This is a genomic window from Litorisediminicola beolgyonensis, assembly GCF_042679605.1.
Lineage (GTDB): Bacteria > Pseudomonadota > Alphaproteobacteria > Rhodobacterales > Rhodobacteraceae > Litorisediminicola > Litorisediminicola beolgyonensis.
In genome coordinates, this window is the sequence record NZ_JBHTMU010000014.1 from 68,483 (window position 1) to 87,194 (window position 18,712).

17 protein-coding genes are annotated in these 18,712 nt (G+C 67.5%); 5 read left to right on the forward strand and 12 right to left on the reverse strand.

The genetic code is table 11. The features are described from left to right. Positions 1–14 precede the first annotated feature (14 nt). The 3 genes from ACFQ4E_RS09745 to ACFQ4E_RS09755 form a co-directional block, all read right to left on the reverse strand. Positions 15–1,544: a tripartite tricarboxylate transporter permease gene (locus tag ACFQ4E_RS09745; RefSeq protein ID WP_386803011.1), complete on the reverse strand. Its 1,530-nt coding sequence runs from the start codon at positions 1,542–1,544 to the stop codon at positions 15–17. Between the two features lie 13 nt (positions 1,545–1,557). Beyond that, a complete protein-coding gene (locus ACFQ4E_RS09750; protein ID WP_386803013.1) occupies positions 1,558–1,989 on the reverse strand; it encodes a tripartite tricarboxylate transporter TctB family protein in 432 nt (143 codons plus the stop codon). A gap of 103 nt (positions 1,990–2,092) precedes the next feature. Beyond that, positions 2,093–3,079 carry a Bug family tripartite tricarboxylate transporter substrate binding protein gene (locus ACFQ4E_RS09755; protein ID WP_386803015.1) on the reverse strand — a complete coding sequence of 329 codons (987 nt, stop codon included), beginning with the start codon at positions 3,077–3,079 and terminating at the stop codon, positions 2,093–2,095. 152 nt (positions 3,080–3,231) lie between these two features. Here ACFQ4E_RS09755 and ACFQ4E_RS09760 point away from each other — a divergent pair, with 152 nt between their 5' ends. The 4 genes from ACFQ4E_RS09760 to ACFQ4E_RS09775 all read left to right on the forward strand — a co-directional run bounded on the left by ACFQ4E_RS09760 (position 3,232) and on the right by ACFQ4E_RS09775 (position 7,789). Then, the gene (locus tag ACFQ4E_RS09760; protein WP_386803017.1) at positions 3,232–3,903 is read left to right on the forward strand and encodes a response regulator; all 672 of its coding nucleotides are present in this window, start codon (positions 3,232–3,234) and stop codon (positions 3,901–3,903) included. Beyond that, entirely contained in the window at positions 3,890–5,260 is a 1,371-nt protein-coding gene (locus ACFQ4E_RS09765; protein ID WP_386803019.1) for a sensor histidine kinase N-terminal domain-containing protein, read from the forward strand. Before ACFQ4E_RS09760 ends, ACFQ4E_RS09765 begins: the two co-directional genes overlap by 14 nt. Continuing rightward, entirely contained in the window at positions 5,257–6,306 is a 1,050-nt protein-coding gene (locus tag ACFQ4E_RS09770; RefSeq protein ID WP_386803021.1) for an ABC transporter substrate-binding protein, read from the forward strand. The genes ACFQ4E_RS09765 and ACFQ4E_RS09770 overlap by 4 nt, the downstream gene beginning before the upstream one ends. 76 nt (positions 6,307–6,382) lie before the next feature. Then, the gene (locus ACFQ4E_RS09775; protein ID WP_386803023.1) at positions 6,383–7,789 is read left to right on the forward strand and encodes an alkaline phosphatase D family protein; all 1,407 of its coding nucleotides are present in this window, start codon (positions 6,383–6,385) and stop codon (positions 7,787–7,789) included. Positions 7,790–7,861: 72 nt separating this feature from the next. Here ACFQ4E_RS09775 and ggt read toward each other — a convergent pair whose 3' ends face one another. The 9 genes from ggt to ACFQ4E_RS09820 all read right to left on the reverse strand — a co-directional run bounded on the left by ggt (position 7,862) and on the right by ACFQ4E_RS09820 (position 17,914). Continuing rightward, positions 7,862–9,664, reverse strand: a complete 1,803-nt coding sequence (ggt, locus tag ACFQ4E_RS09780; protein WP_386803025.1) for a gamma-glutamyltransferase — start codon at positions 9,662–9,664, stop codon at positions 7,862–7,864. 60 nt (positions 9,665–9,724) lie between these two features. Then, positions 9,725–10,108 carry a Na+/H+ antiporter subunit G gene (locus ACFQ4E_RS09785; RefSeq protein ID WP_386803027.1) on the reverse strand — a complete coding sequence of 128 codons (384 nt, stop codon included), beginning with the start codon at positions 10,106–10,108 and terminating at the stop codon, positions 9,725–9,727. Further along, positions 10,105–10,383: a K+/H+ antiporter subunit F gene (locus ACFQ4E_RS09790; protein WP_386803029.1), complete on the reverse strand. Its 279-nt coding sequence runs from the start codon at positions 10,381–10,383 to the stop codon at positions 10,105–10,107. The genes ACFQ4E_RS09785 and ACFQ4E_RS09790 overlap by 4 nt, the downstream gene beginning before the upstream one ends. Next, complete coding sequence (locus ACFQ4E_RS09795; protein WP_386803031.1) at positions 10,380–10,883, reverse strand: Na+/H+ antiporter subunit E; 504 nt, start codon at positions 10,881–10,883, stop codon at positions 10,380–10,382. The genes ACFQ4E_RS09790 and ACFQ4E_RS09795 overlap by 4 nt, the downstream gene beginning before the upstream one ends. A 1-nt stretch (position 10,884) precedes the next feature. After that, positions 10,885–12,558: a monovalent cation/H+ antiporter subunit D gene (locus ACFQ4E_RS09800; protein ID WP_386803033.1), complete on the reverse strand. Its 1,674-nt coding sequence runs from the start codon at positions 12,556–12,558 to the stop codon at positions 10,885–10,887. Next, positions 12,555–12,917, reverse strand: a complete 363-nt coding sequence (locus ACFQ4E_RS09805) for a Na+/H+ antiporter subunit C (RefSeq protein ID WP_386803035.1) — start codon at positions 12,915–12,917, stop codon at positions 12,555–12,557. Before ACFQ4E_RS09805 ends, ACFQ4E_RS09800 begins: the two co-directional genes overlap by 4 nt. After that, the gene (locus ACFQ4E_RS09810) at positions 12,917–15,772 is read right to left on the reverse strand and encodes a monovalent cation/H+ antiporter subunit A (protein WP_386803036.1); all 2,856 of its coding nucleotides are present in this window, start codon (positions 15,770–15,772) and stop codon (positions 12,917–12,919) included. The genes ACFQ4E_RS09805 and ACFQ4E_RS09810 overlap by 1 nt, the downstream gene beginning before the upstream one ends. A gap of 125 nt (positions 15,773–15,897) precedes the next feature. After that, positions 15,898–17,241, reverse strand: a complete 1,344-nt coding sequence (locus tag ACFQ4E_RS09815) for a TrkH family potassium uptake protein (RefSeq protein WP_386803038.1) — start codon at positions 17,239–17,241, stop codon at positions 15,898–15,900. 10 nt (positions 17,242–17,251) lie between these two features. Next, entirely contained in the window at positions 17,252–17,914 is a 663-nt protein-coding gene (locus tag ACFQ4E_RS09820) for a potassium channel family protein (protein WP_386803040.1), read from the reverse strand. A gap of 110 nt (positions 17,915–18,024) precedes the next feature. On the opposite strand from ACFQ4E_RS09820, the gene ACFQ4E_RS09825 reads away from it, so the two are divergent. Then, on the forward strand, positions 18,025–18,696 hold the full coding sequence (locus tag ACFQ4E_RS09825; RefSeq protein WP_386803041.1) for a DUF2306 domain-containing protein: 672 nt from the start codon (positions 18,025–18,027) through the stop codon (positions 18,694–18,696). Positions 18,697–18,712 lie beyond the last annotated feature (16 nt).

An 18,712-nucleotide genomic window follows, 5' to 3' on the forward strand; every position in this document is an offset into this window, starting at 1 on the left:
CCGTTCCGGAGGGATCAGTCGCGGACCGATCCTTCGTCTTCGCCGCGCATCTTGCGCTTGATCACCTTGCCGACGATCAGCGGCAGGATGAAGCCGATGATCGCGATGGCCCAGAGGGTCAGCGACAAGGGGCTGTCCACGAGCGTCCACCAGTCGCCATTGTCGATGGTGACGGCGCGCCGGAGGTTGTTCTCCATCGCGTTGCCCAGGAGCGTGCCGAGGATGATCGGCACCAGCGGCACGTCGAGCTTGCGCAGCACCCAGCCCATCACGCCGAAGCCCACCATCACCAGGAGGTCGAAGCTCGAGCCCGAGATGCCGTAGATGCCGACGAAGCTCACCATCGCCACGATGGGCATGAGGATGCGCGGCGGCACCATCAGCACGCGGGTGAAGAGACCGACCATCGGGATGTTCATGATCAGGAGCATGAAGTTCGCGATGAAGAGCGCCGCGATCAGGCCCCAGACCACGTCGGGGTTGTCCTGGAAGAGAAGCGGCCCCGGCGTGATGTTGAGCGACAGGAGCACCGCAAGCAGCACCGCCGTGGTGCCCGAGCCCGGAACGCCCAGCGCCAGCATCGGAACAAGCGCACCACCGGCGGCCGCGTTGTTCCCGGCCTCGGGGGCGGCGACGCCGCGCGGGTCGCCGGTGCCGAAGGTGCCGTCGCGATCCACCAGCCGCTTTTCCATCGAATAGGAGATGAACGAGCCGAGAGACGCCCCCGCCCCGGGCAGGACGCCCGCGACAAAGCCCAGGACCGAGGTCCGCAGCATGGTCGGCGTGCATTGCTTGATCATCGACATCGGCGGGTAGAGACGCCCGATCTCGACCTTCTTGGCGCCGGAGGCCTCGCCGTGGCGATGCTCGAGGAAGATGAACACCTCGGACAGCGCGAAGAGGCCGACAATGGCCACGAGGAAGTCGAGACCGTCATAGAGATGCACCTCGCCGAAGGTGAAGCGCGGGACGCCGGTCTGGGTGTCGACGCCGATGGTGGCGAGCCCGAGGCCCAGCGCCGCGGCAAAGGCGGATTTGGCCTGGTTCGTCGAGGACACACCGCCGAGCGTGGCGAAGGCCAGCGCGAAGAGCGCGAAATATTCCGCCGGTCCGAAGAGCAGCGCGATCTTCACGAGCTGCGGGGCGAGCATGATCAGACCCCAGGTGGCGAGGAACGCGCCGACGAAGGAGGCGATGCCCGAGAGCGACAGGGCCTCGCCCGCCTGACCCTTCTGGGCCATCGGGTAGCCGTCGAGGCAGGTCATCATCGCGGGCTCGTCGCCGGGGATGTTCAGAAGGATCGACGAGATCCGCCCCCCATACATCGCGCCGTAATAGACCGAGGTCAGCAGGATCAGCGACGGCGTGGCGCCGAGGCCGAGGGTAAAGGCCAGCGGGATCAGGATCGCGACGCCGTTCGAGGGCCCGAGACCGGGCAGCGCGCCCATGATAGTGCCGAGAAAGCAGCCCAGAAGAGCAAGCCCGAGATTTTCGAGGGTGAGGGCGATGGCGAAGCCGTCGCCGAGAGAGGCGAGAATGTCCATGGATCGGGTCTCCTCAGAAGCCCCAGGGGCCGCGCGCGAGCGACAGGCCGAGGACGAGATGGAAAATGACGTAGATGCCGACCGAGGTGCCGACGCCGGTGGCGAGCGCGCCGAGAAGGCTCGAGCCCAGCCGCCAGCTCAGATAGGCGGCGGCCACGGCGGTGGCGACGACGAACCCTGCGATGGGCAGGAACTCGGCATAGAGCAGCATCATCACGACGGCGGCGCCGATCTCGACGAGCCGGCCCATATCGGGCCAGTGCGGCTCGGGATCGGGCTTGAGGATGATCGCCAGAGACGCAAGCGCCAGCATGGCCGCGAGGATCAGCGGAAAGGCCTTGGGCCCCACGGCGTCAGAGAGAAAGCTCTCCTCGATGCTCAGCGCGGCCAGCGCGAAACCGGCGGCGAGCAGAAGCCCGACGAGGCCGAAAATACGGTCGCTCATGGCAACCTCCCAGATGTCCGGATGTGGAAAAGACGCGGGCGAGCCAGGGGTCTGGCCCGCCCGTCCCGGGGCAGCTCTTGTCCCGCCCCGGAGCCAGTCATGCTTACTTGATGATGCCGATCTCGCGGGAGATGTCCTGGATCTGCTGGACCGAGTTGGCCACGAACTCCTGGAACTCAGCGCCCTGCAGGTCGAGCGGCGCAAGGCCGTTGGCCGCCATCACCTCTTTCCACACATCCGAGGCGTAGAGATCGGCAATCTTCGACACCCAGGTGTCATAGGCCGCGTCGGACATGCCGCCCGGGGCGTAGAAGCCGCGCCAGTTGGCGCCGATGGCGTCGATGCCCTGCTCCTTGGCGGTCGGCATCTCGGAGAACTCGCCGTCGAGCCGCTCGGGCGCGAGGACCGCGATCACCTTGATGTCGCCGGAGTCGACGAAGCCCTTGGCTTCGGAGATGTCGCCGGTGAAGGCCTGCACGGAGCCCGCCAGAAGCTGGGTCACCGCCTCGCCGCCGCCGTCAAACGCGATGTACTTGACCGAGCGCACGTCCTCGATGCCATAGGCATTGGCCGCGATCAGGACCTTGAGGTGGTCCCAGCCGCCCACGGCCGAACCGCCTGCGACCGACACCGAGGTCGGGTCGGACTTGATCTGGTCGAGCAGGGCGGGAAGCGTGTCGATCTCGCTGTCTGCGGCGACAGCGATCACGCCGTAATCGGCGCCGATCGACGCGAGCCAGCGGACCTGGTCCATGGTGTTGCCCGGATAGGCGCCCTGCGCCAGACGGGTCGCGGTGGCCGAGGAGGCCGCGACGATCAGGTCATTGTCGTCGCCGCGCTTGTTGACGACCTCGGCGAAGGCCACGCCGCCGCCGCCACCGGCGAGGTTGACGACCTGGACGGTCTGATCGAGCAGACCCTGATCCTGAAGCGACTTGCCGACCTGGCGGCAGGTGAAGTCCCAGCCGCCGCCCGGGTTGGCCGGTGCGATGCATTCGGGGTTCTCGATGGCGAAGTCCTGGGCCTGCGCCGCAAAGGCCGACAAGCCGAGCGCGACAGCCGCGAGGGTCAGGCGATGTGCCTTGAACATGAATATCCTCCCTTGGTCGCCGACGGTGCCCGGGCCCCGTGCCCGGTCTCCCTCTCCGTCGGGGACCCGGGCCTTATAGGCCTTGAACCTGTCACCAACCTGTCAGACCGTGAGGAGAGCCGCCAGGGGGACGGACGGGAAGAGAGGGACAGGTGCGCATCCTGCTGGTCGAGGATACCGCGGATATGGCCGAGGCCATCGCCATCCGGCTCGGCCGCGCCGGTCTCGCCTGCGATGTCGCGGGCTCGCTGGCCGAGGCGCGCGATTGCCTCGACGTGCAGGAGTATGACGTCGCGGTGCTCGATATCGACCTGCCCGACGGGCTCGGCACCGACCTTCTGCAGGAGATCCGCGCCCGCGGCACCCGACTTCCGGTCCTGATGCTGACCGCCGCCTTTTCCGTCGACGACCGGGTCTCGGCGCTCAACCTCGGGGCCGACGATTACCTCGTGAAGCCCTTCGACCAGCGCGAGCTCGAAGCGCGGCTCCATGCGCTCGCGCGACGCGATGCGGGCGCGCCCGAGGCCGAGATCGCGCTCGGCACGCTACGCTTCAACCCGAGCGCCCGGACCGCGCGGCTCGGAGACGCGCCGCTCTCGATGACCCGCCGCGAGATGACGCTGCTCGGCCTGCTTCTGCGCAACCGGGGACGGGTGATGTCGAAGGACCGGCTCTACCAAGGGCTCTTCAGCTTCGACGAAGAGGATGTCGGGCTGAACGCGGTCGAGCTTTATGTCGCACGGCTGAGGAAGAAGCTGGCGGGGAGCGGCGTCAGCATCTCCACCCAGAGGGGGCTCGGCTATCGCCTCGATGCCGATGAGTGACAGCTGGCGCGACCGGCTGCGCCCCCGCTCCATCGCCGCGCGCGTCGGTCTGGGCGTCGGGCTGCTTCTGGCGGTGGGCGGCGCGCTCGTGACCGTGGCGGCCTTTGCCTATGGCCGGCAGGCGGCGGAAGAGACCTATGACCGGCTCCTGATCGGCGCGGCCAACGATATCGCCGCAGCGGTGTCGAGCGGCGCCGAGGGGCTGTCGGTGGATCTTCCAGTCTCGGCCTTCCAACTCCTCGCCCTCGCGCCCGACGACCGGATCGCCTACGCGGTCCGCGATCCGTCCGGCGCGGTGCTGACCGGCTACGAGAACCTCCCCGCGCCGCCCGCCGACGCGCGGTTCTACGATGGCGACTTCTTCGGCGAGCCCGCGCGCTTCGTCACCATCTCGCGCCGGTTCGCCGAGCGGACGCTCTCGGGCGCGGTCGAGATCACCGTCGGGCAGACCCTGCGCGCCCGCGAAGCGCTGGCACTCGACATTGCCCGCCGCGCGCTCGTGACGGTCTTCTCCGCAGGCGTCGCGATGATCCTGCTGGCCGCGCTGGTGATCCGCCGCGCCCTGCGACCGCTCGACCGAATGGCCGAGAGCTTCGCGGCGCGCGACCCGCTCGACCTGACGCCGGTCAATCAGGCGGTGCCCTCTGAGGCGCAGGGCATGGTCCTGGCGCTGAACGGCTTCATGGGGCGGATCGACCGGCAGGTCGAGACGATGAAGCGCCTGATCTCGGACAGCGCCCATCAGCTTCGCACGCCGGTCGCCGCGCTCCGGGCGCAGGCCGATCTCGCCGCCGAGGAACCCGATCCGGCGCGGCGCGCCGACATCGTCGCGCTGATCCACCGCCGCACAGTGGATTTGGGGCTGCTGCTCGACCGGATGCTGAGCCGGGCGCTGGTCGTGCACCGGACCGACAGCGCGCCGCGCGAACAGGTGGATCTGCGGGACGTGGCGCTCGAGATCTTCGAGACCGGCGATCACGCGATCCTGGCCCCCGGCGCCCGGGTCGAGCTGCGGCTCGGCGACGCTCCGGTCTGCGTCTCGGGCGACGCGCTGTCGCTGAACGAGGCGGTCAAGAATCTCCTCGGCAACGCCTTGCGCCACGGCAGGCCGCCTGTGGTTCTGGGGGCCGACCTGGAGAACGGCCACGGCATGATCTTCGTCTCGGACAGCGGTCCGGGACCGTCGCCGGAGATCCTTGGCAATACCGACCGGTTCCTGCGCGCGGGTCGCTCCGGGGGCACCGGTCTCGGCCTCGCCATCGCCCGGGCGGTCGCCGAGGCCTATGACGGGCGGCTGGATCTCGCGAAGACCGAGACCGGATTTCGCGCCGCGCTGATCCTGCCGGAGGCGCGATGAGGCTCGCCTTCGCCCTGCTCCTGACCGTCTGCCTCACGACGTCGCTCCGCGCCGAGCCGGAGGATGTCGCGCTGTTCGGCGCCGCGGGGACGGAGCCGATGGTGCTGCGCTCCACTACGGATATCGCGATCTTCGCCCCGGTTCTCGAAGCCTGGCTCGAGACGCGACCCGCCACCGCCGTGCGCTACGAGCAATGGGGATCGAACGCGCTGTTCGACCGCAGCCGCACGGAATGCCACGAGGGAGACTTCGAGGCCGACATGGTGATCTCCTCGGGCGTTCACCAGATGGTCATGCTGGTCAACGAGGCCTGCGCCCAGCCTTACACCTCGGACCTCACGTTGGCCCTGCCCGAGCGGCTGAACTGGCGCGACGAGCTCTGGGGCATCACCCGCGAACCGGCGGTGATGGTCTATGACCGAAGCTCGGTGCCGCCCGAGGAGGTGCCGGTGACCCGGTTCGACCTGCTCGACCTCCTGCGCTCCGATCCGGGTTATCGCGGCCGGGTCGCGACCTACGATATCGAGGCCTCGGGCCTGGGTTATCTTTTCGCTTTCTCGGACGCGCGCCAGGCCACCACCTTCGGGGCGCTTCTCGAAGGCTTCGGGCGCGCCGGAGCGGTCGCGACCTGCTGTTCGGTCGAGATCATCCGCGGCGTCGCCGAGGGCCGGTACCGGATCGCCTACAACGTCCTCGGCTCCTATGCCCAGGGCGCGGCCGCCGCCGATCCGCGGCTCGGAATCGTCCTGCCCGCCGATTACACGCTGGTGCTGTCGCGTGCCCTTATGATCCCCAAGGGTGCTGACCGGACGGCGGAGGCGCAGGCGCTGCTCGACTACCTCCTCGGTCCCGAAGGTCGGGCAGAGCTCGAACGTCAGCGACTGATCTCGCCGCTTCTCGATACCGACGTCGTCGCCGAGACCGGGGCCCTCTCTGAAACCGCCCTCAGGCCCATCGCTTTGGCGCCGACGCTTCTTGTCGCGCTCGACCGCCAGACCCGGGCGGGCTTCATCGCGCGATGGCGCGAAAGCCTCGGGCCGCAATGAGAAACGTGCGCCCGCATGGAACCTGACGCATGGGTCCCTATGTTGGTCAGGAGCGAAAGAAGCGGGGACCATCCTAGTGCAGTTCGGACCGGTATTGATACTGCGCGAGGCAGGCCCCTTCGCGGTGACGCTCGCGACCATCCTCGTGCGCGAGGGAGACACCGCGCCTGAGCCGATCGAGGCCGAGGGACGCAGCGCGCCTTTCAAGGAGCTTGCGCGCATCGGCGAGCATGTCGTCTGGCGCGCCGAGTTCGCGCTGACGCCGGACCGGGAGACCGGATACCGCTTCGAGGGCGTCGAGTATCCGGTCAGCACGGAGTTCGGCGGCGACCTGCGGATCGCCTTTGTCTCCTGCAACGGCGAAGAGGACGGCGATCTCGACCGCGACTCGGAAGAGCGCAACCTGATGTGGCTGCGCCTGCTCGACCGCCACCACGAGGACCGGTTCCAGATCCTGCTGCATGGCGGCGATCAGGTCTATGCCGACGAGGTCACGAACGGCCACCGGCTGACCGATGCCTGGCCGGACAAGGCGCCGCCGTCCCCGGAGCCCGGAGAGCTCGAGACGCTCCGCGATCACCTGCGGCTGGGCTTCCTGCACCGCTACGCCATGACCTACGCCGCCCCGGGCTTCGATCAGCTGGGCCGCGAGGTGCCGTCGCTGATGGTCTGGGACGATCACGATATCTGCGACGGATGGGGCTCGCTCGGTCCCGACTTCACCGGCAGCCAGGCCGGGCAGATGCTCTTCGAATGCGCGCGCGAGGCCTACCTGCTCTACCAGCATGGCTGCACCGAGGACGAGATCGATAAGCTGTTCCTCGACCCGACGGGGTCGTCCCTGAGCTGGCGTCGCGATTTCCCGGGCGTCTCGATCATCGCGCCCGACCTGCGCTCGGAGCGGACCAAGCACCAGGTGATGGCCGAAACCGGCTGGGCGGCGGTCTCGCAGGCGTTCCGGGACACCGAGGAGCGCGTCCTCTTGATTTCCTCGGTGCCGCTTCTCGGGCCGCGCCTGTCGCTCTTTGAATCGCTGCTGAACTGGTGGCCCGGCATCAACAAATACGAGGACGACCTGCGCGATCAGTGGCAGAGCCGCGCGCATCGCGAAGAATGGAAGCGGATGCTGCGCCAGGTGATCGCCATCGAGGCCGAGGGGCCGCGGGTCACGGCGCTCTCGGGCGAGATCCACCTGGCGACGCGCGCGACCCTCGCGGCTCCCGAAGGCGCGATGCACCAGCTCGTGGCCTCGGGCATCTCGCACCGCGCGCCGCCAAGCGCCTGGGCTGGGGCGCTGTCGCTCTTGGCGCGGCTGGGCGAAGCGCCGCTGAGCAAGCATCCGATCCGGATTCATCCCCTGCCGGGACAGCGGAAATTCTACTGCGCTGAGCGCAATTTCCTCGTGCTCGAGCGGCGCAAGGGCGCGTGGCGCGCCTTCTGGTCGCTGGAAGACAGCGGCGACACGCCCTGGCTCGACATCTGAGCGGCGCGGCGTGAGACACGCCGTGTCCTTCGGAGACGTGACGGAGAGCGGGCGGCCCGCTCTCCGGTAAGGTCACTCGCCGAGCGCGATGCCTTCGCGGCGCGGATCGGCGCCCCCGGTCAGACCGTCCTCACCGATGACGATCATGTGCAGACCCGAGGTCAGATCGCGCGCGCCCGCCTCGAAGCCAAGCTCGGTCAGCGCGGGCAGGATGTCCTCGGCCGCTGTGCCGAGCTCGACATCCATCGGGCCGAAGCGGTTGACGATATGCGGCGCGGCGACGGCCTCCTGCGGGTTCATCCCGAAATCGAGATGGTTGATGATCGTCTGCGCGACATAGCCGATGATCCGGCTCCCGCCGGGCGAGCCGATCACGATGCGGGGCGCTCCGTCGCGCATCACGATGGTCGGCGCCATGGACGAGCGCGGGCGCTTGCCGGGCTCGACCCGGTTGGCGATGGGGCGCCCGTCCTCATGGGTGGCGAACGAGAAATCCGTGAGCTCGTTGTTCAGGAGAAAGCCGCGCACGAAAAGCCGCGACCCGAACCCGTTCTCGATAGTCGTGGTCATCGACAGGGCGTTGCCGTCGCCATCGACGATCGAGATATGCGAGGTCGAGGGGAACTCGATGGACTGATCGTCGCCCCAGAGCGCGGCGTGATCCCAGGAAGGGGTCCCCGGCTCCGCGCTCTCCAAGGCCGCGGCCCCATCGGCCCCGGGCTCCAGAAGGGCCGCGCGGGTCTCGAGGTAATCGGGATCGACCAGACCCTCGGTCGGCATGGGCACGAAATCGCTGTCGGCCATGTAGCGGCCGCGATCCGCGAAGGCGAGCCGCGAGGCATCGCCCACGAGCCGCCACACCTCGGGGTCGAGCGGGGACTTGTCGCCCAGTTCGAACCAGTCGAGCGTTCCGAGGATCTGCCCGACGGTCAGCGCGCCCGAGGACGGCGGGCCCATGCCGCAGACGTCGAAGGCGCGGTAGGTCGCGCAGACGGGCGGGCGTTCGATCACCCGGTAGAGCGACAGATCGGTGGTCGAGAGCAGGCCCGGATTGCCCTCTGCACCCTGCACCGTCGCCACGATATCCTCGGCGATCTCGCCGGTGTAGAAGGCGCTCGCGCCCCCCTCGGCAATGGCGCGAAGCGTGTCGGCATAGGGCTGGTTCGTCACCACCGCGCCTTCGGCCAACGGAGCGCCGTCGGGGAAGAAATAGGCGGCGGTGGCTGCGAAGCGTTGCAGCCGTTCACTGTCGCCCGCGACGAGGGACGCCAGCCGGGGCGAGACGGCGAAGCCCTCTTCGGCAAGGCCGATGGCGTCCTCGAACAGCGCGGTCCATTCGGATTTGCCCCAGCGGCGATGGGCCTCTTCCAAGAGCATCGGCGTCCCGGGCGTGCCGACGGACCGTCCGCCCACCACGGCGTCGAAGAAGCCGAGCGGCGCGCCGGTCTCGTCCTGAAAATAGGTGGGCGTGGCGGCCAGGGGCGCGGTTTCGCGCGCGTCGAGCGTCGTCAATTCGCCGCTCGCGGCATCGTACCATACGAGAAAGGCGCCTCCGCCTAACCCTGAGCTTTGCGGCTCCACGAGCCCCAGGACCGTCTGCACGGCAACCATCGCATCCGCCGCGGTGCCGCCCGCGCGCAGGATCTTGGCCCCGGCCTCGACCGCGAGCGGATTGGCCGCGGCGACCATCCAGGTCTCGGCGGTGGTGGGCTCGCCCGCCTCCTTGGCCGCGAGCGCTGCCTGACCGGCCTCCGACAGCGACGCGAACGCGGCGGGTGCCTCGGACGCGGCCTCGGGATCGACCGCATCTGCGGCCTGCTGCGCCGCGAGAGGGGCGGCGAGAAGGATGGGGATCAGGGCTGGGGCGAGGCGCATGGCGGGATTCCTTATTCCGGGTCCCGCCAGCCTAACACGCAGGTCGATTCGAGCGAGCCTTTAGGCGCGCGTCTCTTTCGGCGCCGCCTGCTCCTGCGTGCCGGTGTCGAGCGTCGACCAGGTCTCGTCGAGAGGCGGCGGCGGCGGCGCCTCGCAGGTGCCGTGATGGAGGTTCACCTTCGAGACGAAATGCGCCGAAATCGGCGCGGTCACGAAGAGAAACGCCATGATCAGAACCTCGTGCAGCGAGCCGTCGCCATAGGCGAAGGCATAGACCATAGACGCCATCAGCAGCGACCCGATGCCGAGCGTTCCGGCCTTGGTCGGCGCATGCAGGCGCTTCATCGGCTGGTCGAGCTTCACAAGGCCGTACGAGCCGATCAGCGTGAAGGCGGCCCCGATCAGAAGCGACAGGCCAATAAGGATATCCGCAAGCCAGATCATTCGATGATGTCCCCCCTCAGAACGAAGCGCGCATAGGCGACGGTCGAGACGAAGCCCAGCATCGCCACAATCAGCGCGGCCTCGAAATAGATCTGGCTGCCCTGCGCGAGCCCCACGAGGACGATCATGCCGATGGCGTTCAGAACCATCGTGTCGAGCGCGAGGATGCGGTCTCCGGTGCCGGGACCTTTCACGAGGCGCACCATGGCGAGGATCTGCGCAAGGCTCACGGCGGCGAAGGCGATGGCGAGGCTGATTTCCGCGAAGGCGCTCATTCGAAGATCTCCTTGAGACGGGCCTCGTAGCGGGACTTGATCTCGTTCCGGACGGCGACCGGGTCATCCGCGTCGAGCGCGTGGACCAGAAGGCAATGCCCGCCATCGGAGAGATCCGCCGACACCGTCCCCGGCGTCAGAGTGATCGTGCCCGCCAGGATGGTGATCGCCTCGGGCGTGCGGATGTCGAGCGGGATCGTCACCCAGGTCGAGCGCATGTCCTGGTTGCGGCGGGTCAGGACGATCCAGGCAACCTCGACGTTTGCGACCACGATGTCCCAGATGACGAGCAGGCTGTAGCCGATGAGCTTCATCGGACGGCTGTTGCGCGGCGCGTCGGGCCAGTAGGCAAAGGTGACCTGCGGGATCAGGAGCCCGAGGATGATCCCGAGGACCAGCGTCCCGAGGCTGATCGTGTTGGCGAGAAGACACCAGGTCACGATCAGGACCAGCGTCAGGAACGGGTGCGGAACGAGGCGTCTTACCGTGCTTGTCGGCATGTCAGTGTCCCTCCGATGCGCTGTCGCCGTGATCGGCATTGCCCTGCGTGGCATCGGCGCCGCCGTCGTGATCGTCGCCACCCTCGCCGTCGTCATGGCTGTCCTCGCCGTGCCCGTCGCCATGATCGTCTCCATGCGCGACGATCTCCTTGCCCGGCGTGTCGAGCACGGTCGTGATATAGGGCGATGGCGCGTAGAGCTGCGCCGAGGTGGCCGACATCACCCGCATGATCGGGCCCGCGAGCACCGTATGCGCGACGAGAAGCGCGATCAGCAGCCCGACGGCCACCGCCGCGAGGCTCGGCACACGCGCGTCGGGATCGGGTTTCGGTGCTTTCTCCAGGTCGGCCGCGACGGCGTGGCTCTTCCAGAAGACGGTCGAGCCCGCGCGCGCGAAGCCGACAACGGCGATGAGCGAGGAGCCGAGGATCGCCGCCCAGGCCCAGACGACCCAATCCGAGGCAAAGGCCGCATCGAGGATCAGCAGCTTGCCGAGGAAGCCCGAGAGCGGCGGCAGTCCGGTCATGGCAATGGACGCGGCGAAGAACATGCCGGCCAGAAGCGGTGCCCCTGCCACCGGCCGCTTTGCCGAGAGGTCGAGCCCGCCACGCGACCGCGCGACCAGGTCGACGATCAGGAACAGCGCCGCGGTGGCGAAGGTCGAATGCACAACGTAATAGAGCGCCGCGGCGGTGCCCTCTTCGGTGAAAAGGCCGAGCGTGATGGTCAGCATGCCCATCGACCCGATCACCGAGAACGCCACCAGCCGGTCGAGACGCTTGGCCCCAAGCACGCCCACCATGCCGATCACGAGACTGATCAGGCCGACCGGCAGAAGCCAGGCGCCCATCAGGCCTGAGGTAACTTCGAGATCGGGCGGGAAGACCAGAGTGTAGATGCGGATGATCGAGTAGGCGCCGACCTTGGTCATGATCGCGAAGAGCGCAGCCACCGGCCCGGGCGCCTCGGCATAGGAGGACGGGAGCCAGAACTGCAGCGGCGCGATGGCGGCCTTGACCCCGAAGACCATGATCAGAAGAACCGCGGCGACGCGGATCCCGGCCGAGGCATCCGGCGAAATCGCCGCCACCCGCCCCGCGAGATCGGCCATGTTCAGCGTCCCGGTCTCGGCGTAGAGCGCGCCCAGCGCGAAGAGGAAGAGCGTCGAGCCCAGGAGGTTGTAGAGCACGTATTGCGTGCCGGCCTTGACCCTCGGCGTGCCGCCCGAATGGATCATCAGGCCGTAGGAGGCGATCAGCAGAACCTCGAAGAACACGAAGAGGTTGAAGATGTCGCCGGTCAGGAACGCCCCCATGATCCCCATGATCTGGAACTGGAAGAGCGCGTGGAAATGGCGTCCGCGCTTGTCCCATCCCGTTCCGATGGCGTGCAGAAGCACGCAGACCGCGAGGATCGAGGTCAGAAGCACCATGAGCGTCGACAGCCGGTCTCCGACCAGCACGATCCCGAAGGGCGCGGCCCAGTCTCCGAGCTGGTAGAGCGTGATCGTTCCGTCCGAGGCGCGCCAGAAGAGCCCCGCTCCGATGATCGCCAGCGCCACGGTCCCGGCGAGCGAGAAGACGCGCTGCATGTTCAGGTGATAGCGCGTCACGAGGACGATGAAGGCTGCCAAGAGCGCCGGAAGGGCGACGGGAGCGATGATCCAGTGGCTCACGACCGGCCCTCCCGTGCGCGCACCTCGTCGAACTCGCCCTCGCGGTCGTTGACGTGGTCGTCATCGGCTCCGAGATAGGCGCCGAGCGCGATGACCACGACCACCGCGGTCATGCCGAAGGAGATCACGATGGCAGTCAGGACCAGCGCCTGCGGCAGCGGGTCGGTATAGGTCTCGACCCCGTCGATCAGGATCGGAGGCGCGCCGACGACCAGCCGCCCGGAGGCGAAGAGGAAGACGTTGACCGCGTAGGTCAGAAGCGCCGTCCCGAGGATCACCGGAAAGGTCCGGAGACGGAAGACGAGGTAGAGGCCTGCGGCGGTGAGAATGCCGATGGCGGAGGAAACGAGCAGCTCCATCAGGCGCCTCCCTCGATGGTGTCGCGGGACGGATCGATATCCATGGGCTCGTCGCTGTCCTCGACATGGGCGCGCCGGGCGAGCCGCGAGAAGCTTTCGAGAGACAGCATCACCGCGCCGACGACCGCGAGGAAGACGCCGAGATCGAAGGCCATGGCGCTGGCGATCTCGAATTTCTCGAGCGGCGGGATGGTGACGTAGCCGAAGGACGAGGTGAGGAATTCGTGCCCGGTGAACCACGCGCCGATTCCCGTGAGCCCGGCGCAGAGAACGCCCGCGCCGATGATCGTGTGGTAGGGATAGCGCTGCCGGTCGGAGGCCCAGGCGAAGCCCGAGGCCATGTACTGCATCACCACCGCGATCGCGACGATCAGACCGGCGATGAAGCCGCCTCCGGGCTCGTTATGGCCGCGCAGGAAGATGAAGACGCCCACCATCAGGACGACCGGCATCATGACGCGGGTCAGGACCACCATCATCAGCGGATGACGCTCGCCCGAGAGCGCCTTGTCCGGCTCGCGGTTGAGAAGGCGCGCGCGGATCGGTCCGGCGAGGAGCGCCTCAGTCAGCGCGTAGATCACAAGGGCCGCGATGCCCAGAACGATGATCTCGCCGAAGGTGTCGAAGCCCCGGAAGTCCACGAGGATCACGTTGACGACGTTGGTGCCGCCGCCGCCATCGTAGGAGTTCTCCAGGTGATAGGCCGAGATCGACGGTTCGACGAAATCGCCCAGCATAAGATGGTAGGAGAGCGTCGCGGCTCCGAGCCCGCCGAGGATGGCGATCACGCCGTCGACGACCCGCTTGCCGCCCGAGCTTTCCAGCGGAGTGGAGTTCGGCAGGAAGTTCAGCGCCAGAAGCATCAGGATGATGGTCACGACCTCGACCGAGATCTGCGTCATGGCGAGGTCGGGGGCCGAGAAATAGACGAAGCCGACCGACACGATCGTGCCGATGATGCCCATCAGGATCAGCGCGACGAGCCGGTCGCGATGCTTGAAGACCAGGAACCCGGTCGCCGCCACCAGCATCAGCCAGCCCGCGGTCGCGGCAAGGTTCGGCAGTTCGGCGGGGCGCAGGTGGACGCCGTGTGTGCCGGTCAGCCACGCATGGCCCGCCGCCGCGAGAACGGCCACGGTGAAGATCGCGGCGTAGCGGGTGAAGGCGCCGTCATGCAGCGTGTGCGTGATCCAGCGCGCAATACCGGCGCAGGTTTCGATCAGGCCGTCGAAGATCACCTTGGCCTCGGGGCGCGGCGCGCCGTCCCAGCCGCGTTGCAGCGCCTTGTGGGTCAGGAGAAGCAGGATGCCGCCCGCGACTGCGATGCCCGACATGAAGAGCGGAACCGTGACACCGTGCCAGATCGCGAGGTGGTAGGACGGCACCTCGGCGACGCCGCCCAGAACCGCCCCGGTCACCGCCTTGACCGCGGGTTCCACGAGGAACGGCGCGAGGCCGATGATGATGACGAGCGTGGCGAGGAAGGCCGGGGACACCCACATGCCCATGTTCGGATCATGCGGCTTGTGCGGGTAGTCGTCGCGGACCTTGCCGAAGAACGTGTGCACGATGAAGCGGAAGGAATAGGCCGCCGAGAAGAGCGCCCCGAAGGTCGCGAGCGCGGGCACCAGCCAGTTGGGGCCGAACAGCTCGGTGTGGAGCGCCTCTTCCAGCATCATCTCCTTCGAGATGAAGCCGTTGAAGAGCGGAATCCCCGCCATCGACAGCGCGGCCACGATGGCGATCGTCGCGGTCACGGGCATCAGATGCCGCAGGCCTCCGAGCCGCCGGATGTCGCGCGTATGCGCCTCGTGATCGACGATGCCCGCCGACATGAAGAGCGCCGCCTTGAAGGTCGCGTGGTTGAGGATGTGGAACACCGCCGTCAGCGCTCCGAAGGCGGTGCTGGTGCCGAGGAGCATGGTGATCAGACCCAGATGCGAGACCGTCGAGAAGGCCAGAAGCGCCTTCAGGTCGTGCTTGAAGAGCGCGATCACCGCGCCGAGGCACATGGTCACGAGCCCCGCCGTGGTGACGGTGTAGAACCAGGCCTCGGTCCCCGAGAGCACCGGCCAGAGCCGCGCCATCAGGAAGATGCCCGCCTTCACCATCGTCGCCGAGTGCAGGTAAGCCGAGACCGGCGTCGGCGCTGCCATCGCGTGCGGCAGCCAGAAATGGAACGGGAATTGCGCCGACTTGGTGAAGCAGCCCAGAAGGATCAGGATCAGCGCCGGGGTGTAGAGCGGCGAGGCCTGGATCGCCTCGCGGTTCTCGAGGATCACGCTCAGGTCGTAGCTGCCGACGATCTGGCCGAGGATCAGCATGCCGCCGATCAGCGCGAGGCCCCCCATGCCGGTGACCGCAAGCGCCATGCGCGCGCCCTGTCGGCCTTCGGGAAGGTGCTTCCAGTAGCCGATCAGCAGGAAGGACGACAGCGACGTGAGCTCCCAGAACACCAGGAGAAGCAGGATGTTGTCCGAGAGCACGATCCCCACCATCGCGCCCTGGAAGAGCAGCAGATAGGTGAAGAACTCGCCCATATTGTCGTTTCGGGAGAGGTAGTAGCGCCCGTAGATGATGATCAGCATGCCGATCCCGAGGATCAGCCCGGCGAAGAAGAACCCCAAGGGATCGAGCATCAGCGTGACGTTCAGACCAAGCTCGGGCATCCACTCGAGCCGCGCCATCACGGTCTCGCCGCGCAGGAGCGCGGGCAGGTTCGAGATCAGGCCGATCAATGCCGTGACCGTCACCCCGAGCGTTCCGAGGGCGCAGGTCCGACGGCCCGCGCCGATCAGAAGACCGGGCAGAAGCGCGCCGAGAAACGGCATGGCAACCACTAAGAACAGCGACACGTGTGTCCCTCCCTAAGGTTCCGGTTCTCCGACCGGTGCCAACGTGTCTCCGAAATGTCGCCCCGGAGCACAAGAAGATTCCCACCAAAAAGATAGGCTTGGCGGGCCCGGGGTCAAAAACAGCCTCACCCGAGGAAAACCTGCCCGGCCGGGTAGCGCACCTTGGCCACCGAATGCCGGGCCAGGAAAAACCCCAGCGTCAGAGGACCGACTCGTCCCAGGAACATCACCGCCATGATGGCGATCCGGCCTCCAAAGTCGAGGTTCGCGGTCTCGCCCATCGACAGGCCGACCGTGCCGAAGGCCGAGACCACCTCGAAGAGCAGCCGTTTGAAATCGCCGTCATGGCTGACCGAGACGACGAAGAGGCCGACGAAGATGATCAGCGTCGAGACCGTCATCAGCGCCATCACCTTCATGACCTCGTTGACGCCGAGGCTCCGCCCGAAGGCGTTGAGCGACGGGCGGCGGCGGAAAAAGGCGATGGTGGCGAGGATCAGCACGATGAAGGTCGTGACCTTGATGCCGCCCGCGGTCGAGGTTGAGCCGCCCCCGATGATCATCAGGGCGATGGTCATCAGGATCGTGGTGTCGTGCATGCTGGAATAGTCGAGCGTGTTGAACCCCGCGGTCCGCGGCGTGACCGACTGGAACCACGCGGCCATGAGACGCTCTCCGGTGGTCTCGAGCCCGCCCAGGGTGCCGGGATTGGTCCATTCGAGCGCCGCGAAGGTCACGAAAGCCCACACGATCAGACCCGCGGTGCCCGCCAGCATGAGCTTCGAATGCAGCGTCAGGCTGCGCCATTTCCGGCGCGTGTAGAGATCGCCCAGCACCATGAACCCGAGCCCGCCGAGGATGAAGAGCGTCGGGATCACGAGGTTCACGATCGGGTCGCCGACATAGTCCATGAGGCTCGAGGATTTCAGCCCGAAGCCCGCGTTGTTGAACGCCGAGACCGCGTGGAAGGCCGAGAACCAGAGCCCCCTGCCCCAGCCAAGCTCGGGCACGAAAACGAAAGCCAGGAGCACCGCGCCTGCGATCTCGCAGCCCACGGCCACGAAGAAGATGATGCGCACGAGCGTCAGGAGGTCGCCGATCGAGGATTGGTTCAGGTCCTCGCGCAGGATCAGGCGCTGGTTGAGGCCCACGGAGACGCCGATGGCCGAGAGCACGAAGACCGCGAAGGTCATGAGCCCGAGGCCGCCGAGCTGCATCAACACCATCAGGACGCCCTGTCCGAACATCGTGAAGGTCGCGCCGGTATCGACCACCACGAGCCCCGTGACCGTCACCGCGGAGGTCGAGGTGAACAGCGCCTCCATGAAGCTCAGCGGAACGTTGTTCGACCAGGGCAGCCAGAGGACGAAGCCGCCGAGGACCACGAAGAACAGGTAGAAGGTCGCCAGAAGCATCGGCGGCGACAGGTGCAACGCCCGGTAGCGGAGCCGAGCGCGGATGCCGATCATCGCCACCGGTCTAGATCTGCGCCGCGAAGCGCCGCAGATCGCCGCGCTTGCCCAGAAGCAGGAGCAGGTCGTCGCAGCGCAGTTCGCAGGGCTTGCCATCGTCGCCGATGAACTCGGTCCCGCGCATCACGCCAAGGCACCTGAGCGAAAACTCCTCGCGGTGATCGAGATCGTCGAGCGTCTTGCCCTCCAGCGCCTCGGGCACGCGCACATTGACGACGTAGTAGCTGTTTCCGAGGCTGATGAAGTCGCGGATGACCGGGTTGTTCAGGACCTGCGCGACATGCTGGCCGACCTCGACCTCGGGATGCACGATCCGGTCGACGCCGAGGCGCGACAGGATCCGGTGATGGGTCTTGGTGCGGGCCTTGGCCCAGATCTTCTCGACGCCTACGAGCTTGAGGTTGATCGCGGTGATAATCGAGGCCTCGAGATCCGAGCCCATCGCGACGAGCACCATGTCGCACTCGCCTATCCCTGACTCGCGGACCGCCTGTTCGTCGCGCGCATCGACGATCAGCGCCTGGCTGAGCTCATCGGCATGGGCCGAGACGCGCGCCTCGTCGATATCGATGCCGATCACGGCGTTGCCGAACCGGGTCAGCTCGCGCGCGACCGTGCTCCCGAAGTTTCCAAGGCCCACGACGCCGAAGGAACGATGTTTCTCTGCCATGCCCGCCGCCTTCCGGTTTCTCGCAGGAGTCTATGCCTGCGCATCTCAAGGGCAACCCACGGTTTCAAGACAGGCTTTCACCGGCGCGGATTCCGGGCAAGACTGAACATATGTCGCTCGCAAGACGCCTTCCCTCCGGCTGGCCGGGCGCGCTGGCCGCGGCGCTCGGGGCGCTCCTGGCGGCGCCCTTCGCGCTTTACGCGGTCGCGCTGGCGGTCGATGCCCTTGGCGGACCGTCGGAGCCGTCGCGCTTCTTCGCCCCGGACCGACCGATCGCCACCGCGGCCGTCTACGCGCATATGGCGACGGGCGGCGTGCTGACGCTTCTGGTGTTCCTGCAGGTCCCGCGCGCGCTCCGCAGCCAGTTTCCGGCCTTCCACCGCTGGACCGGGCGGCTGGCCGTGTCGCTCGCCCTTCTCACCGCGCTGGCCGGGCTTGCCTATATCGTCTGGCGCGGCACGATTGGCGGGCCGTGGATGTCGGCGGGCTTCGCGCTTTACGGGCTTCTTCTTGGCGCCGCCGCCGGGTGCGCCTGGAGCGCCGCCCGCGCGCGAGATTTCGAGCGGCACCGCGCCTGGGCGCTCAGGCTGGCCGTCCTCGCGCTCGGATCCTGGGTCTACCGGGTGGCCTATGGGCTGTGGTATCTCGCGACCGATGGCCTCTGGAGCAACGAGGCCTTCACCGGCGCCTTCGACATCACGATGTTCTTCGCCTTCTACCTCGTCCCGCTCGCGTTTCTGGAGCTTTGGCAGGCACGGCATCGTGCGCGTCTTCGCCCGTGACGCTCCGCTTGCCGCG

What these genes read in the sequence shown, in the direction of transcription:
- ACFQ4E_RS09745 (WP_386803011.1), bottom strand. Translation starts at nt 1,544, where the DNA reads ATGGACATTCTCGCCTCTCTCGGCGACGGCTTCGCCATCGCCCTCACC.
- ACFQ4E_RS09750 (WP_386803013.1), bottom strand. Translation starts at nt 1,989, where the DNA reads ATGAGCGACCGTATTTTCGGCCTCGTCGGGCTTCTGCTCGCCGCCGGT.
- ACFQ4E_RS09755 (WP_386803015.1), bottom strand. Translation starts at nt 3,079, where the DNA reads ATGTTCAAGGCACATCGCCTGACCCTCGCGGCTGTCGCGCTCGGCTTG.
- ACFQ4E_RS09765 (WP_386803019.1), top strand. Translation starts at nt 3,890, where the DNA reads ATGCCGATGAGTGACAGCTGGCGCGACCGGCTGCGCCCCCGCTCCATC.
- ACFQ4E_RS09770 (WP_386803021.1), top strand. Translation starts at nt 5,257, where the DNA reads ATGAGGCTCGCCTTCGCCCTGCTCCTGACCGTCTGCCTCACGACGTCG.
- ggt (WP_386803025.1), bottom strand. Translation starts at nt 9,664, where the DNA reads ATGCGCCTCGCCCCAGCCCTGATCCCCATCCTTCTCGCCGCCCCTCTC.
- ACFQ4E_RS09785 (WP_386803027.1), bottom strand. Translation starts at nt 10,108, where the DNA reads ATGATCTGGCTTGCGGATATCCTTATTGGCCTGTCGCTTCTGATCGGG.
- ACFQ4E_RS09790 (WP_386803029.1), bottom strand. Translation starts at nt 10,383, where the DNA reads ATGAGCGCCTTCGCGGAAATCAGCCTCGCCATCGCCTTCGCCGCCGTG.
- ACFQ4E_RS09795 (WP_386803031.1), bottom strand. Translation starts at nt 10,883, where the DNA reads ATGCCGACAAGCACGGTAAGACGCCTCGTTCCGCACCCGTTCCTGACG.
- ACFQ4E_RS09805 (WP_386803035.1), bottom strand. Translation starts at nt 12,917, where the DNA reads ATGGAGCTGCTCGTTTCCTCCGCCATCGGCATTCTCACCGCCGCAGGC.
- ACFQ4E_RS09815 (WP_386803038.1), bottom strand. Translation starts at nt 17,241, where the DNA reads ATGATCGGCATCCGCGCTCGGCTCCGCTACCGGGCGTTGCACCTGTCG.
- ACFQ4E_RS09820 (WP_386803040.1), bottom strand. Translation starts at nt 17,914, where the DNA reads ATGGCAGAGAAACATCGTTCCTTCGGCGTCGTGGGCCTTGGAAACTTC.
- ACFQ4E_RS09825 (WP_386803041.1), top strand. Translation starts at nt 18,025, where the DNA reads ATGTCGCTCGCAAGACGCCTTCCCTCCGGCTGGCCGGGCGCGCTGGCC.